The sequence below is a fragment of the Moraxella lacunata genome, from assembly GCF_002027545.1.
GTDB lineage: Bacteria > Pseudomonadota > Gammaproteobacteria > Pseudomonadales > Moraxellaceae > Moraxella > Moraxella lacunata.
The window spans coordinates 77,283-91,757 of sequence record NZ_MXAN01000004.1; the positions used below are offsets into that span (position 1 = coordinate 77,283).

Annotated in this window: 14 protein-coding genes; 7 read left to right on the top strand and 7 right to left on the bottom strand. The window is 44.0% G+C overall.

The features are described 5' to 3' along the window. Positions 1–49: 49 nt before the first annotated feature. A complete protein-coding gene (locus B5J94_RS00715; protein WP_062498766.1) occupies positions 50–1,339 on the bottom strand; it encodes an adenylosuccinate synthase in 1,290 nt (429 codons plus the stop codon). A 230-nt stretch (positions 1,340–1,569) separates the two neighbouring features. Between B5J94_RS00715 and B5J94_RS00720 the strand changes: the two genes are divergently transcribed. Next, the gene (locus tag B5J94_RS00720) at positions 1,570–2,007 is read left to right on the top strand and encodes an HIT domain-containing protein (RefSeq protein WP_062498765.1); all 438 of its coding nucleotides are present in this window, start codon (positions 1,570–1,572) and stop codon (positions 2,005–2,007) included. A gap of 243 nt (positions 2,008–2,250) precedes the next feature. Here B5J94_RS00720 and B5J94_RS00725 read toward each other — a convergent pair whose 3' ends face one another. Continuing rightward, complete coding sequence (locus tag B5J94_RS00725) at positions 2,251–2,742, bottom strand: septal ring lytic transglycosylase RlpA family protein (protein WP_065256865.1); 492 nt, start codon at positions 2,740–2,742, stop codon at positions 2,251–2,253. 693 nt (positions 2,743–3,435) lie between these two features. Between B5J94_RS00725 and B5J94_RS00730 the strand changes: the two genes are divergently transcribed. From B5J94_RS00730 to B5J94_RS00745, 4 genes are all read left to right on the top strand, one after another. Next, the gene (locus B5J94_RS00730) at positions 3,436–3,852 is read left to right on the top strand and encodes a DUF4377 domain-containing protein (RefSeq protein ID WP_062497980.1); all 417 of its coding nucleotides are present in this window, start codon (positions 3,436–3,438) and stop codon (positions 3,850–3,852) included. Positions 3,853–4,017: 165 nt separating this feature from the next. Further along, positions 4,018–4,863, top strand: a complete 846-nt coding sequence (gene rsmA / locus B5J94_RS00735) for a 16S rRNA (adenine(1518)-N(6)/adenine(1519)-N(6))-dimethyltransferase RsmA (RefSeq protein ID WP_062497982.1) — start codon at positions 4,018–4,020, stop codon at positions 4,861–4,863. Positions 4,864–4,877: 14 nt separating this feature from the next. After that, positions 4,878–5,726, top strand: a complete 849-nt coding sequence (locus tag B5J94_RS00740) for a symmetrical bis(5'-nucleosyl)-tetraphosphatase (RefSeq protein WP_062497984.1) — start codon at positions 4,878–4,880, stop codon at positions 5,724–5,726. Positions 5,727–5,763: 37 nt separating this feature from the next. Continuing rightward, entirely contained in the window at positions 5,764–6,600 is an 837-nt protein-coding gene (locus B5J94_RS00745; protein WP_062497987.1) for a M23 family metallopeptidase, read from the top strand. Positions 6,601–6,751: 151 nt separating this feature from the next. On the opposite strand, the gene B5J94_RS00750 is transcribed toward B5J94_RS00745, so the two are convergent. Next, entirely contained in the window at positions 6,752–7,429 is a 678-nt protein-coding gene (locus B5J94_RS00750; protein WP_062497989.1) for a TerD family protein, read from the bottom strand. A 15-nt stretch (positions 7,430–7,444) separates the two neighbouring features. Continuing rightward, on the bottom strand, positions 7,445–7,669 hold the full coding sequence (gene xseB / locus B5J94_RS00755) for an exodeoxyribonuclease VII small subunit (protein WP_227514754.1): 225 nt from the start codon (positions 7,667–7,669) through the stop codon (positions 7,445–7,447). 426 nt (positions 7,670–8,095) lie between these two features. On the opposite strand from xseB, the gene B5J94_RS00760 reads away from it, so the two are divergent. Next, positions 8,096–9,550 carry an SLC13 family permease gene (locus B5J94_RS00760; RefSeq protein WP_062497992.1) on the top strand — a complete coding sequence of 485 codons (1,455 nt, stop codon included), beginning with the start codon at positions 8,096–8,098 and terminating at the stop codon, positions 9,548–9,550. A gap of 194 nt (positions 9,551–9,744) precedes the next feature. Beyond that, entirely contained in the window at positions 9,745–11,583 is a 1,839-nt protein-coding gene (locus tag B5J94_RS00765) for a phosphoenolpyruvate carboxykinase (GTP) (protein WP_062497995.1), read from the top strand. A gap of 243 nt (positions 11,584–11,826) precedes the next feature. On the opposite strand, the gene tpx is transcribed toward B5J94_RS00765, so the two are convergent. From tpx to sohB, 3 genes are all read right to left on the bottom strand, one after another. Next, a complete protein-coding gene (gene tpx, locus B5J94_RS00770; protein ID WP_062497997.1) occupies positions 11,827–12,330 on the bottom strand; it encodes a thiol peroxidase in 504 nt (167 codons plus the stop codon). A gap of 93 nt (positions 12,331–12,423) precedes the next feature. After that, positions 12,424–13,290, bottom strand: coding sequence for an SDR family oxidoreductase (locus tag B5J94_RS00775; protein WP_062497999.1), 867 nt, complete (start codon positions 13,288–13,290; stop codon positions 12,424–12,426). 143 nt (positions 13,291–13,433) lie between these two features. Beyond that, complete coding sequence (sohB, locus tag B5J94_RS00780) at positions 13,434–14,423, bottom strand: protease SohB (RefSeq protein WP_062498001.1); 990 nt, start codon at positions 14,421–14,423, stop codon at positions 13,434–13,436. Positions 14,424–14,475: the final 52 nt, after the last annotated feature.

The window sequence follows — 14,475 nt, forward strand, 5'->3', positions numbered from 1 at the left end:
CCACTTATCATAAAATAAATGGTTTTGTGTCAGATTAAATCATGCTAAATCATGCATCAAACGGGTCTCTTAGCACAATCGTCTCGGCTCTGTCCGCCCCTGTTGAGATGATGTCCACAGGACAGCCCACCAGCTCTTCGATACGCTTGATATAGACTTTGGCATTCTTTGGCAAATCGTCAAACTTGGTAATACCGATTGTAGACTCACTCCAGCCTTGCAATGTCTCATACACAGGCGTTACTTTGGCATAATACTCAGCATCATACGCACCCTGAATCTCGCCTTCTGGCAAGGTATAATCAGTGGCAATCTTAATCTCACTAAGACCGTCTAGCACGTCAAGTTTGGTTAGGCAAATACCGCTCATGGAGTTTAGCACCACCGCACGTCTAAGTGCCACTGCATCAAACCAGCCACAACGTCTGGCACGCCCTGTGGTCGCTCCAAACTCATGCCCCACTTTGCCCAAATGCTCACCCACATCATCAAACAGCTCGGTTGGGAAAGGTCCTGAACCCACACGAGTGGTATAGGCTTTGGTGATGCCAAGCACATAATCAAAATACAAAGGCCCAAGCCCTGTGCCTATTGCCACGCCCCCTGCAGTGGTGTTTGAGCTCGTTACAAACGGATAAGTACCGTGGTCAATGTCAAGCAAGGTACCTTGGGCCCCTTCAAACATCAAGTTCTCGCCTGCCTGACGGCGTGTTTCTAGCTCGTCTGTGACGTCCACAACCAAGTCTTTTAGCTCGCTTGCCCATTCTTGACATAGAGCAAGGGTAGCATCATAATCAATCGCTTCAACTTTATAGTACTGGGTTAAAGCAAAGTTATGGTATTCTAAAATCGTTGCCAATTTGTCCGCCAAATCACTGCGGAACAAATCCGCCACACGCAAGCCACGGCGAGCCACTTTATCTTCATAAGCAGGACCAATACCACGACCTGTTGTGCCGATTTTGCTGTTGCCACGCTTTAATTCACGGGCTTGGTCTAGGGCGGTGTGATAAGGCATGATAAGCGGACAAGCAGGCGAGATACGAAGTCTTTCACGCACAGGCACGCCTTTGTCAGTCAAGCCTTTCATCTCTTTTAGTAGAGCATCGGGGGCTAGTACCACGCCATTGCCGATAAAGCAGGTTACGCCTTCACGCAAAATCCCAGATGGAATAAGGTGCAATACCGTCTTTTCGCCACCAACAACAAGCGTATGCCCTGCATTGTGTCCGCCTTGATAGCGTGCCACGGCAGTTGCTTTTTCGGTCAATAAATCCACGATTTTACCTTTGCCTTCATCGCCCCACTGACTGCCAAGCACGACAACATTTTTACCCATGTCTTTCACCTTAATTTAAGTTAAACCAATGCCAAATTTTGGCGTTTTTCCTATCTAGTTTAACACACAATCAAGGGGGAAAACTAGCTTAAATTGAACAAATTTTGAAAATTTATCAAATCAATTTAAATTGATAAAAACTTGCAAAATTTTGCCAAAGCCCTTAAAATTTTTACCAAAATCATGTTACAATATCCTGTTAAAATTCATAATTAAAAAAAGGCGAATCCATGTTTCAGTTACACCCCGCGCTTGCCAAAGACACATTTTTGGTTGGCGACCTACCCCTATGTACCGTGCGTTTGATGAATGACTGTCAATTTCCTTGGCTGATTTTGGTGCCACGCGTCTCAAACATCAAAGAAATCTATGAGTTATCCGACGCTGACCAAGTGCAATTTTTGCGTGAATCAAGCTGGGTATCTAGCCAAATGGCAAAAATCTTTGGGGCGGACAAAATGAACGTCGCCGCCCTTGGCAATCAAGTGCCACAACTACACTTTCATCATGTCGTCCGCTATCAAAATGACGCTCGCTGGCCCAACCCTGTTTGGGGTTGCCCTGCCATCGCCTACACCCCCGAAGTCTTGCAACACATGAAACAGACTCTGATGATGGCACTCCGTGGGCATCATGAAATGCCCTTTGACTGGAAATTCAACATTTAAGCTGTTGATTTTCCAAATTATACCCTATTCTCAACTTTGTATCAGTGATTGATTTATTAAGGGCAAATTGCAATTCGCCCCTACGACCAAAAAATAATTATTGAAAAATCAACAAGTTGCTATTTTAAGTTGAGAATGAAGTAAATTATATTGGCAGTTAGCACCAAAACAAAAAATCCGTCATTATGCCCAATGACGGATTTTTGTGGTCTTTAAAGATGATTTAATCGCTTGTCTTATCAATCACTTGTCTTGTTCAAGTGCCAAATTAATCGTGCCATCTTGATTATTTTCGCTTGTCTTTTGCTCATCTTGTGCCAATTTATCTTTGGCAAGGCTGTCTTTGGCTAGCATCACATCGCCAGCCTTATCTTGCTTGGTGTTTTTGGCATCTTTGTCCACAGGTTTTACTTGCACTTTTACCAAACCAACCGACAACGGAGCAAGCTGTTTAAAGGCGTTTTTGGTTAGGTCAATACGCCCTGCTTTACCAATGCGGTCATTGACTTTACAAGTGATGGATTTGCCCGTTTTGGCATTGGTAACTTCCACATACGTCCCAAGTTTGTAGCGGTTAGATGCACAGGTCATGCCATTATTGCTAAATACTTCGCCATTGGCAGTTTTGCGACCATTAAATTTATCAGCATAATAAGACGCCGTGGTTGAGTGGGCAGATGCCTGCATGCCGATTAGAGCGGTCAAGGTTAAGGTAGTGATGTTAAATAAACGCATGATTACTCTCTTGGTTGATGGTATTATGGATAAAATGAATAAAACACGCCTGCCATTGATGATGTTTTTATTAGGGCGTGCCTACCATTGATAACATTTTATAAAATAAGATGAAAATTTGACACGCCCCAAAACAAACAAATCCATTAAATCTCTTTCCAAACTAAAAATAAACCTTTAATAAACCTTTATAAGTATTGGGGTTGAAGTTTTTAAAAATCCACAAAAATCGGGGTTTGGAAAGAAGTCTATTAACTGTCAATGCTACAAAAGTCAATGTCTACAAAAATAGTTTGGCAAGCAAAGGCTGACTATTATAACAAATTTATGGGCTTATCTTGTTAAGCGATTGCTATTTTTTGTAAAAAAACACCGATATGCAAACCAAAGAAGCAATATACAGCCTAAAACTTAGCACAAATCAAGATTGAGACAAAGCCATCCCATGCTTTTATTTTTTAAAATACAAATCAAAATACAATATATCCCAAATTAAACTCATTACATGTTCATTTTTTGTGAAAAAACTGTCTAAATATAAGGCAAAATCAACGCTTTATTACTTTTTATTACATTTTAAAAAGGATGTAGCAATAAAAAAGGTCTACAATAAATTTGCAGGCAATGGCTTATCTACTCATTTTGTCTTTGCCTTGCTAAATCATTTTATCACAAACACCCAAAGGATGTCCCATGAAAAAAATCATCGCACTATCATCTATTATTGCTTTAACACTAACTGGTTGTGCTGGCACTCAGCTTGACAATACTCGTGTTAAAACCGTTGAAGGCGAAGTCAAAGCCGTTAAAGTGGTTAATATTCCAAGTTTTGATATTGAAATCGCCCCACGCAAAGCCACTTGTCAGCTGACCGACACCGCAGGCAATGCCGTTGCCAGTGAATGCCTACAATACCGTCGCACCCACGAGCGTAACTACAATGTACTAAGTGGCAATATCGAAGGATTTACCTTTGAAGAAGGCAACCGTTATGTACTAAACATCAGCCAAACGGCAGTCAATGACGAAGCTGCAGGCGAAGTTGTTCCTGTATGGAAACTAAACAACATCGTCTCAGTTACCCCTGAAATCATCAACCCTACGCAGTAATTAGCGTTTGCCAATTATTGTTTGGTTGTAAAGACTTTGTTTTAAAAGTTAGTTCAACCCATCTTTGGGCGAGCTTACCGTCATAAAAATGACTGGTCAGTTCGTCCAATTTTTATTTTTTGGCAAAGGGTGTTATAATTGGCTAAATTTTAAGACAAACGCATCATGACCATTCGCACGCCAAAAGAATTTAACCATGCCCCCAGAAAACGCTTTGGGCAAAACTTTTTACACGACACAAACATCATCCGCCAAATCGTTGATAGCGTTCGCTTATCTCGCACCGATAACTTACTAGAAATCGGGCCGGGGCTTGGGGCATTGACCGAACCACTATTGGCAGAAGTGGATGGCATGACAGTCATCGAGCTTGACCGTGATTTGGCAAATGGTCTAAAAATCAACATCGGGGCGAACAGCCATCCTGATTTTACCATCATCAATGACAACGCCATGCACATTGACTATCGCACGCTTGCCGAGCAGGTGGGGCGTGGGGCGTTTCGTGTGGTGGGCAACCTACCCTATAACATCTCAACACCCATTTTATTTCGCTTGTTAGAATTTAGCGATGTCATCACCGACATGCACTTTATGCTTCAAAAAGAAGTGGTGGATCGCATCACCGCCGAGCCAAATACCAAAGCCTACGGGCGACTGTCTGTCATCATGCAGTATCATTGCACCACTGATTATCTTTTGACCGTGCCAAATGGGGCGTTTAACCCCCCGCCAAAGGTAACGTCTGCCGTGTTTCGCCTAACGCCTTTTAAGGTCAAGCCCTTGCAAGCCCAAGATGAGAAACTCTTTGCCGATGTCGTGCGTGAGACCTTTAACCACAGACGCAAAACTTTGCGAGCGATTTTTAAAAGTGTGAACATGTTGCCGATATTGGACGATGATGATTTTGCCAAGGCGAGTATCAACCCCCAAGCCCGCCCCGAAACGCTGAGTGTGGCAGATTTTGTGCGACTGTCTGATGTTGCCTTTGAAAAAACACACAAAGATTGATATAATAAAATACCATGACCCAAAATTTACAAAAAACTTATCGCCATGAGTACGTCATTGGCGACTTGCAGGGCTGTTTTAATGCTTTTAACCGTTTGCTTGTTGCTTTGGATTTTGATGAAACCCAAGACAAGATTTGGCTATGTGGCGACATCGTGGCTCGTGGGGAGAACTCACTAGACACCCTAAGACAAGTCAAACGTTTGTCCGACATTGGGGCATTAACCACGGTGCTTGGCAATCATGACATTACGCTGATTGCCACATGGCGTGGCGTTTTACCCATCAAACCCAAGGACAACACCGCACTGATATTTGTCGCTCCCGACTGTGATGAGTTGTTGGATTGGCTACGTCATCAGCCGTTTTTGGTATACCCCAATGACAAAACGGTACTGACTCATGCGGGCATACCGCCCCATTGGAAAGTCAAAGATGCCAAGGGTTATGCCAAAGAACTAGAACAAGCCTTTGCTGGTGATTTGGATGAGCTTGATAAGCTGTTGCCCAATTTATACAGTAAAGCCACCGAGCCTTGGTCGGATGAGCTGACAGGACACACTCGCCTGCGACTGATTGCCAACTACTTGACACGCATGCGACTGTGCGACAAACACGGCACGCTTGAATTTTCTTTTAAAGAAAGTCTTGGCGACACCATGCCTTTGGGCTATCGTCCTTGGTTTGATTGGGAAGTGGCACGCAAACGCAAGATTTTGTTCGGGCATTGGGCAGCATTACAAGCAAAGATTGCCACCCAACACGTCCGTGCCTTAGATGGGGGCTGTGTGTGGGGCGGTAAACTTGTCGCCTATCGCCTTGCTGATGAGCATATTATTACCGTCAGTGGCTTTGATGCTTGACAACTATTTTACCAGATACTTGATAATGGGAACAACCATGATTGAATCATCTTATTGTACCAACACCCCATCTCATGCCTTAACTGGGAAAAGTGGATTTTCTAACATGTCATTGGGAGTGGTCATCACGCTGGGACTGGCACTATCTGCCTGTGCCAACAAACCCACCTACCAACAAAATAACGCCCAAACCACCATCACGCCCCCCGTCAGCAGTCCTGCCAGACAAGGTGTACCCCAACGCTATCAAGTCCAACGTGGCGACACCGTCTCAAAAATCGCCACTCGCTACGGTCTTAATTGGCGTGAAGTCAGTCGCATCAACCGCCTAGACAGCAATCACACCATCCGTGTGGGGCAGTGGCTGACCCTATGGCACACATCAAATCCCGCCCAAGCTGGCACAACCACCACCATCACCCAAACACCCGCCACAGCAACCACGCCTAGGGTCATCACGGTCAAAAATCCCATGGTCGGCAATGTTGGTGTCATGAAATTTGACTATCCTGTGGGCAGAAACAACAAAATCGTTCGTCACTTTGGCGAGATTAGCAACATTAACGGCATTAACACCAAAGCCGAAGGCATGTGGTTTACGGGCAGTAATAACGACATCGTGCGTGCCACTCGCTCAGGCACAGTCGTGCATGCTGACAACACTAACACAGGGGGTATTATCACCATCTCACACTCTGATGGCTTTGTCAGTAGCTATCTGCATGTCAAAGATGTGAGTGTCCGCAAAGGGCAGAGCATCGGTGTGGGCGACCTCATCGCCAAAATGAAGCAACAACAAAACGGGGCAACCTTATTAGAATTTCGTATCGCCAAAAATGGCGTGTACATTGACCCTGTGACGGTATTAAAATAATCGGCATGATGGGGCAAATTGCAGTTTGCTCCATGCCAAGGCGTTGTGTTTACTGCATGGCCAGTTGCAAAAGCACCTTATAAACAACGCCAAATAACATCATCAAGGCGTGCTTATCTGGCACACCCTACATGCTACATGCCATAACGCATCAAAACCCACTTGCCAGTTTATCCAACTCATCAGCCAGTTTGGCAGGATTAAATGACGTGCCCAAAACTTTTTGTGGGGCGGATATTCTAAAATCATCGCCATCACGTTCAACGACCCACGCCACAACACCGTGCTCACCTGCGGTGATTGTTGCCAGCTCATAGGCGTGAATGATGCTGTCGTCATCACTGATTTTTGTGATGCCTTTTTTGGCTTGGAAAAGCGGATGCTTGTGATGGCTTGACATGACAAACACCAACCGCTGTGCCGCACTGGGCAACTCATTTAGCTTAACACTTATTAACTCCTGTGGCATGAGCGTCTCTTCAAAGTGACCTGCCCCTGCCAGCGACCCAACATGACGCACGCTCTCATCAGCACTTCGCACATTGCCATACCAAATCTTGTCCAACACCTGATGTGAGCCATCTAGCATCACGCAGGACAAATCGATGTCCATGTCAAGCGTTGGCGAGCGAAACGGGGTTAGCCCCTTTAGCAGGGGGATTTTTCTGACAAAAGCAAGCACGCCTGTTTTTTCAAATTGACATGCTTCATAATTGACAGACACCGTCAAAGTCCGTCCATACACACCAAGCTCGGTCAAGGTTTTGGGTTCAAAAAAAGTTTTTAAGGACGGGTTGTCCTTGTCTTTGTGTTGGTTAAAATCAGTCATAAACTTATCAATGGGTTAGTTTTTTAGGGCGGTCTCATCAAAGGCATGTTTTAATGCCTGCTCTACGGCGTTAATGCGTTCTTGGCAGACTTTATAAGCATCAATGGACTGCTCTACCACGCTCACTAGGTTGTCAATGTCTAGTGTCTGACTTTGTTCTAGCGAGTCTGCGTTGTGCTTTAAGATGTCGTAGGCTTCTTTAAAAGTCATCAAAGATGGGGTATCACTGGCTTGGGACATGTCATTCTCAGGTAATTTTCTTGGATAATTTTAGACAAATAAAATCCCATTTTACCCAATCACTTCTTATCAAGCAAGTAGATTTTGTCAAGCCCACTGTCTTTATTGTAAGTATTTTTGTTACAAACGGACTTACCAAGAACGGATTTACCAAGTAAGTTGGGTACGATTCATTTTAAAAACAAAACCAACAAACTATTTTCAAACGATTACAATTCTGTTATCATAGCTTAAATTTATGTAAACGTGCCATTTTATCAATATTTGGCATGGTACAGTCAAACACGCCAATACCAACGCACATGACACCACAAGGAACCATCAGTCATGATGTGTTGATATTGGCATTTTTATGCATGCTCACTAATTGACCTTTCAATGACTGATTTTCAAGCGATGACATGTATTTGATGAAAAAGGAAAATCATGACTGACTCTAAAAAACCCCACAACGACGAACACGTCTCCGAGCTTACCTTAGACACCGACTTTATGGGTGACAGTAACGACGAAACGCCATCAGGTGTCATCACCAAAGACGCCATCAAGGGCATGATTATTTTTGCCGTCGCCGCCATCGTCTCCATCATATTATATCAAGTCATGCCGTTTGGCACCGACGTCAATAAAGGCTTGGCGATACTTGTCTTTATCGGCACATTATGGCTGACCGAAGCCATTCACGTCACCGCCACTGCCATCTTAGTGCCGATTCTTGCGGTGCTGGTTGGCGTGCCTGAGTTTGACACCAAAAAAGCCTTGGCAAGTTTTGCCGACCCCATCATCTTTGTATTCTTTGGCGGTTTTGCCCTTGCTGCCACGTTGCATGTGCAAAAACTTGACCGCAAAATCGCTTTTGGCTTGGTTAAACTGGCAGGGGGCAAGCTGGGCTTGGCGGTGTTTTACATCTTTTTTGCCACCGCCATTTTGTCCATGTGGATTAGCAACACCGCAACTGCCGCCATGATGTTGCCATTGGCATTGGGACTTTTGGGGCAGATTGACAAAGAAAAAGACCGTTCTACCTTTTTGTTTGTCCTACTAGGTATCGCCTATTGTGCCAGTATCGGCGGATTGGGCACGATGATTGGTTCACCACCAAACGGTATTGCTGCCAAAGCATTGGAGCTTAGTTTTATAGAATGGATGAAATTTGGTGTACCGATGATGCTTGTCATGCTTCCGATACTGCTTGGGGCGATGTACGTCTTTTTAAAACCCAACCTAAAACAGAATGTGGTCATGACCGATGAGGTCATTCCATGGACACCATCACGGATTTTAACCATCGTTGTCTTTGTGGCTACTGCCCTATCATGGATTTTTGGCAAACAACTCGGTGAGATGTTCGCCTTTAAATCCCCCGATACCATCATCGCTCTATCAGCAGCGGTTGCGGTGCTTGCCTGCGGTTTGGTCAGCTGGAAACAAGTGTCTGATAATACCGACTGGGGCGTACTCATGCTCTTTGGTGGCGGTATCGCTCTATCTAATATCATGAAAGACTCGGGTGCCTCTGCCTTGCTTGGCGAGCAAATCGCCAATGCCTTATCGGTTGCACCGATATTTGTAGTTATTTTGGCAATCACTGCATTCATTATCTTCTTGACCGAATTCACCTCAAATACCGCCTCTGCCGCCTTACTTGTGCCACTATTTGCTCCGATTGGCGTACAGCTTGGTCTTCCCCCTGAGGCACTTATCATGGTCATTGGCATCGGCGCTTCTTGTGCGTTTATGTTACCTGTTGCCACACCACCAAATGCCATCGTCATGGGCACAGGATACATCAAACAAAAAGAGATGATGCAAGTTGGTCTTATCCTAAACTTCATATCCATTGCCATCGTTACAATATGGGCTTTTTTCTTTTTAAGATAGTCTCTTGACTTTAATATATCAGTACTTAACCTAAAATGAACATATTCAGATATGTTCATTTTTTTTGAAAATACATTCATTTTTTAAAAAAATAAATATTACAATTCATAAGAAAATATGGTTTAATAGCGTATTTTTTTAATTCTACTGATAAATAACTCACCATAAACCCACTTTTATCAAGCGAGATTTTTATGACCACAACCACTCTAAACACTCCTGATTTTGTTCGCCATCAAGCCATCATTGATTGGGTTGCTAAGATTGCCAAACTGACCAAACCTGCTCGCATTGAGTGGTGTGATGGTTCACAAGAAGAGTATGATCGCCTAATCCAACTCATGATTGATAATGGCACAATGGTCAAACTGAATGAAGAGAAACATCCTGATTCTTATTTGGCATTTTCTGACCCATCAGATGTGGCTCGTGTTGAAGACCGCACTTTTATTTGTAGCGAAAAACAGATTGACGCAGGAGCAACAAATAACTGGAAAGACCCAAATGAGATGCGTGCCATCTTAAATGACAAATTTGACGGTTGCATGGCGGGGCGTACCATGTATGTTGTGCCATTTAGTATGGGCCCTTTGGGCAGCCATATTGCCCACATTGGTATAGAGCTGACCGACAGTCCTTATGTGGTTGTCAGTATGCGTAAAATGGCTCGCATGGGCAAGGCAGTTTACGAGGTGCTGGGCACAGATGGTGAATTTGTTCCGTGTGTGCATTCTGTTGGCAAGCCATTGGCAGATGATGAAAAAGATGTGGCATGGCCATGCAACGATGATAAGTATATTGTTCACTACCCAGAAACTCGTGAAATATGGTCATTTGGTTCAGGCTATGGCGGTAACGCCCTGCTTGGTAAAAAATGCCTAGCCCTACGCATTGCATCTGTCATGGGTCGTGAACAAGGTTGGCTTGCCGAGCACATGCTTATCCTAGGCGTAACGAACCCCGAAGGCAAAAAGCACTATGTGGCAGCTGCCTTCCCATCCGCCTGTGGCAAAACCAACTTCGCCATGCTTATCCCACCAGCAGGCTATGAAGGCTGGAAAGTCGAAACCGTGGGCGATGACATTGCTTGGATTAAACCATCGGCGGACGGCAAACTATACGCCATCAACCCCGAAGCAGGTTTCTTTGGTGTCGCCCCTGGCACCAACACCAAAACCAACTCCAACTGCATGGCATCGCTATCGCATGATGTCATCTATACCAACGTTGCCATGACCGAAGATGGCGAAGCATGGTGGGAAGGCAAAACCAAAGAAGTACCAGACAATCTCATCAACTGGAAAGGCAAAAAGCATGACGGCACCGAGAAAGCCTCGCACCCCAATGCCCGCTTTACCGTATCGGCAAGCCAATGCCCATCGATTGACCCCAACTGGGAAAATCCCGAAGGTGTGCCAATCTCTGCCTTTATCTTTGGCGGTCGCCGTGCCGACACCGTGCCACTCATCTCTGAATCCCCCGATTGGATTGATGGCGTATATAAAGCCGCCACGATGGGTTCTGAAACCACCGCTGCCGCAGTTGGTCAGCAGGGCGTTGTCCGCAGAGACCCATTTGCTATGCTCCCATTTGCTGGCTACAACATGGCAGACTACTTCACTAACTGGCTAGAAATGGGCGAAAAACTAGAAAAATTAACTAAAGAACATGGCACGCAACTGCCAAAAATCTTTAAGGTTAACTGGTTCCGCCGTGATGAAAATGGCGACTTCGTATGGCCGGGTTTCGGACAAAATATGCGTGTGCTAGAATGGATCATCAACCGCTGTGAAGGCAATGCCAATGCTCATGCCACACCGATTGGTCTTGTGCCGACTTATAAAGACCTAAATTGGACGCATTCTGACTTTACCAAAGAAGACTTTGAAACCGTTACCCGTCAAAACAAAGATGAGTGGGTCAAAGAAATCCAAAGCCACAAAGAGTTGTTTGACAAATTGGGTGAGCGTATGCCACAAGCACTAATCGACCACGCCGACAAAATCCTAGAAGGTGTACAAACCATGTCATAAGCAATAATATGACATTTTTGGTACAAAAAACGCTCCAATAAATTTGGGGCGTTTTTATTTGGTAATGGCTTGGATTGTCCGCTTAGAAAATCCCATTTAACGAACTTATTTAACGAACTTATTTAACGAACTTGATGTTTATCACAGATAATAACCAGATAAAAATTGGATTATGTTAAATAAATTTTAAACCATTAAAAAAATAGCCCATATTTGGGCTATTTTTTGAGCAAACTGAGTAAATCAAGCCAAAGATGCCAATGCCTTATCATAATCAGGCTCACTCTTAATCTCTGGCACAAGCTCGCTATGCAAAACTTTGTTATCGGTATCTAGCACAATGACCGCACGAGCGGTTAGTCCTGCCAATGGTCCTGTTGTCATGGCAACTCCGAGATTTTCGGCGATGTCATCATCTCTAAACGCAGAGAGCATTTTAACTCCTTCAATACCTTCTGCCCCACAAAAACGAGCTTGGGCAAAGGGCAAATCTGCTGAGATACACAACACAACAGTATTGTCAAGCTCACTTGCTTTTTGGTTGAACACACGCACAGATGTGGCACAAACGCCCGTATCAATGCTTGGAAAAATGTTCAAAATCTTGCGTTTGCCTGCAAAATCAGACAGTTTAACCTGTGCCAAATCATTGCCAACTAAGGCAAAATCAGCAATTATCTCACCCACTTTGGCAAAATCGCCTGCCACTTCAACGGCATTACCATCTAAGCTAATTTGACTGCTCATAAATACTCCTGTTTGGTCTGTTGATGAATAAGAACCCCATCATATTACCCTGCTTTGAGATAAATTGCAATGCTTTCAATCACAAAATTTTAATCACAAGAATTTTGTCATGAGTCTCAATGGCAAATATTTCATGCCCAATCCAATCGGTAGCCATGGCCATGCAGGAACATAGGCTTCATCAACCTTAGTTTCAATGGCTTTGACAATCACATCCGCCCCTTCATCTTCTTCAACTTCAAAAGGCAAGTATTTTGCCCCAATATTTAGGTCAGTACGCACATAACCAGGATAGATGGTAGACACGGTAATCGGCAATTTTTCTCTGATGGTGTCGGCTCTTATCCCCTCGGCAAGCCTTGCCAATCCTGCTTTGGCAGCGGCATACGTGGTCAAGTGGCGTGGCAAACCACGTACCGCTGACATGCTGGATATGACCACCAAATGTCCGCTATTTTGACGGCGAAAAACCCCCATGGCAGCTTCACACTGGGCAAGAGCAGAGATAAAATTAATCTCAGCGGTTGCACGGTTGATGGCAAATCGTCCATGACCAATGACACGACTGTCGCCCACACCTGCGTTTACAATAATTTTATCAAGTTTACCGCCATCATGTTGCACATTTGTAACAAAATCTTCAAATACAGTAAAGATATCGTCATATACCGTAACATCAAGCGTACGCACATAGACTTTAATACCAAACTCTTTTTCCAATTCTGCTTTTAGGATATTTAAGCGATCAAGCCGTCTGGCACAAATCGCCAAATCATAACCCAAAAAAGCAAACTTGCGAGCCATCATCGCTCCAAGTCCAGAGCTTGCCCCTGTAATCAGCACAGTTTTACCCTGACCGATACCACGAATGTCATTTAAATCTTTGATTTTGCTAAATTTATTAGCAATAACTCGTCCAAGTCTATCAGCTTTGGCAAAGGCTTCTTCCAGTTTTTTCATAAATAACCCAAATCATATGTTAAAATCAATGAAAAAGCGAACAACCATTGTCCGCTTTTAAAAAGTTGAATGGCTTATTTTACACCATTTTTATCAAAATTTTAAGCAAAATGATGTGTACATTCAATCACTTGTAAGACTCTTTAAGGACGTTGATATTTAGCAAGTTGTTCGCCTACCGATGACACCATATGACCAACCATCTCACCTGCTTTGATGCCTACTTGCTCAGATAGCCCCAATTTTTCTACCAAAGTTGGTTTGGTGCGAGTGTGTAACACCAAAACCTCATGCTCTTTGATAAGTTCAAGCACATAGCCATCAGATGTACCAATCGCATCAATCAGCCCCAAATCCAAAGCATCCTGCCCAAACCAAATCTCACCTGTGGCAATCTTCTCCACATCCAGTTTTGGACGGTGTTTTTTGACAAAAGTTTTAAACAGTTCATGAATGCGTTCAATATCTGCTTGGTGTTTGGCACGGTCTTCATCATCATTTTCACCAAATATGGTTACAGTACGTTTGTACTCGCCTGCTGTGAACATCTCATAACCAATGTTATGCTTTTTTAGAAGTTCATGAAAGTTGGGAAATTGGCTGACCACGCCCACCGAACCGATGACCGCAAAATCGCTGGCGATAATCTTGTCCGCCACACACGCCATCATATAGCCACCGCTTGCCGAGATTTTGTCCACGCAGACAGTTAATGTCAGTCCTGCTTGTTTTAGGCGAGCCAATTGCGAGCTTGCCAAACCATAAGCATTGACTTGTCCGCCACCACTCTCCAAACGCACCACCACTTCATCGCCTGCTTTTGCCGAGCTGATAATCACGCTAATCTCTTCACGCAGATGAGCCACCGCAGATGCTTTGATGTCGCCATCAAAATCCAGTACAAACACACTTTTACTATCGTTCTTGCTCTTACTTTTATCGTCCACCTTGTCTTTTTTGTCTTTTGCCTTGTCTTTGGCTTTTTTGCACAATTTGCCAAACAGACCGCATTTTTTGTCGTCTTTTTGGCTGTTTTTTAGAGCGTCTTTTAGCTGCTCTTGGCGTTTGTCTTGGAGTTTATTAAGATGAATAATGGATAATTCGGTGGGTTTTTTTGATGAATGAAATAGCATGATTTTACCTTAATCTTTTTGGATAAATTTTAAAAAATAATGGGGTTTGTTT

Bases quoted from the DNA above. Each gene is read 5' to 3' on its own strand.
- B5J94_RS00715 (WP_062498766.1), bottom strand. From the start codon at position 1,339: ATGGGTAAAAATGTTGTCGTGCTTGGCAGTCAGTGGGGCGATGAAGGC.
- B5J94_RS00760 (WP_062497992.1), top strand. From the start codon at position 8,096: ATGACTGACTCTAAAAAACCCCACAACGACGAACACGTCTCCGAGCTT.
- B5J94_RS00720 (WP_062498765.1), top strand. From the start codon at position 1,570: ATGTTTCAGTTACACCCCGCGCTTGCCAAAGACACATTTTTGGTTGGC.
- xseB (WP_227514754.1), bottom strand. From the start codon at position 7,669: ATGTCCCAAGCCAGTGATACCCCATCTTTGATGACTTTTAAAGAAGCC.
- B5J94_RS00730 (WP_062497980.1), top strand. From the start codon at position 3,436: ATGAAAAAAATCATCGCACTATCATCTATTATTGCTTTAACACTAACT.
- B5J94_RS00725 (WP_065256865.1), bottom strand. From the start codon at position 2,742: ATGCGTTTATTTAACATCACTACCTTAACCTTGACCGCTCTAATCGGC.
- B5J94_RS00740 (WP_062497984.1), top strand. From the start codon at position 4,878: ATGACCCAAAATTTACAAAAAACTTATCGCCATGAGTACGTCATTGGC.
- B5J94_RS00750 (WP_062497989.1), bottom strand. From the start codon at position 7,429: ATGACTGATTTTAACCAACACAAAGACAAGGACAACCCGTCCTTAAAA.
- B5J94_RS00745 (WP_062497987.1), top strand. From the start codon at position 5,764: ATGATTGAATCATCTTATTGTACCAACACCCCATCTCATGCCTTAACT.
- tpx (WP_062497997.1), bottom strand. From the start codon at position 12,330: ATGAGCAGTCAAATTAGCTTAGATGGTAATGCCGTTGAAGTGGCAGGC.
- rsmA (WP_062497982.1), top strand. From the start codon at position 4,018: ATGACCATTCGCACGCCAAAAGAATTTAACCATGCCCCCAGAAAACGC.
- B5J94_RS00765 (WP_062497995.1), top strand. From the start codon at position 9,745: ATGACCACAACCACTCTAAACACTCCTGATTTTGTTCGCCATCAAGCC.
- sohB (WP_062498001.1), bottom strand. From the start codon at position 14,423: ATGCTATTTCATTCATCAAAAAAACCCACCGAATTATCCATTATTCAT.
- B5J94_RS00775 (WP_062497999.1), bottom strand. From the start codon at position 13,290: ATGAAAAAACTGGAAGAAGCCTTTGCCAAAGCTGATAGACTTGGACGA.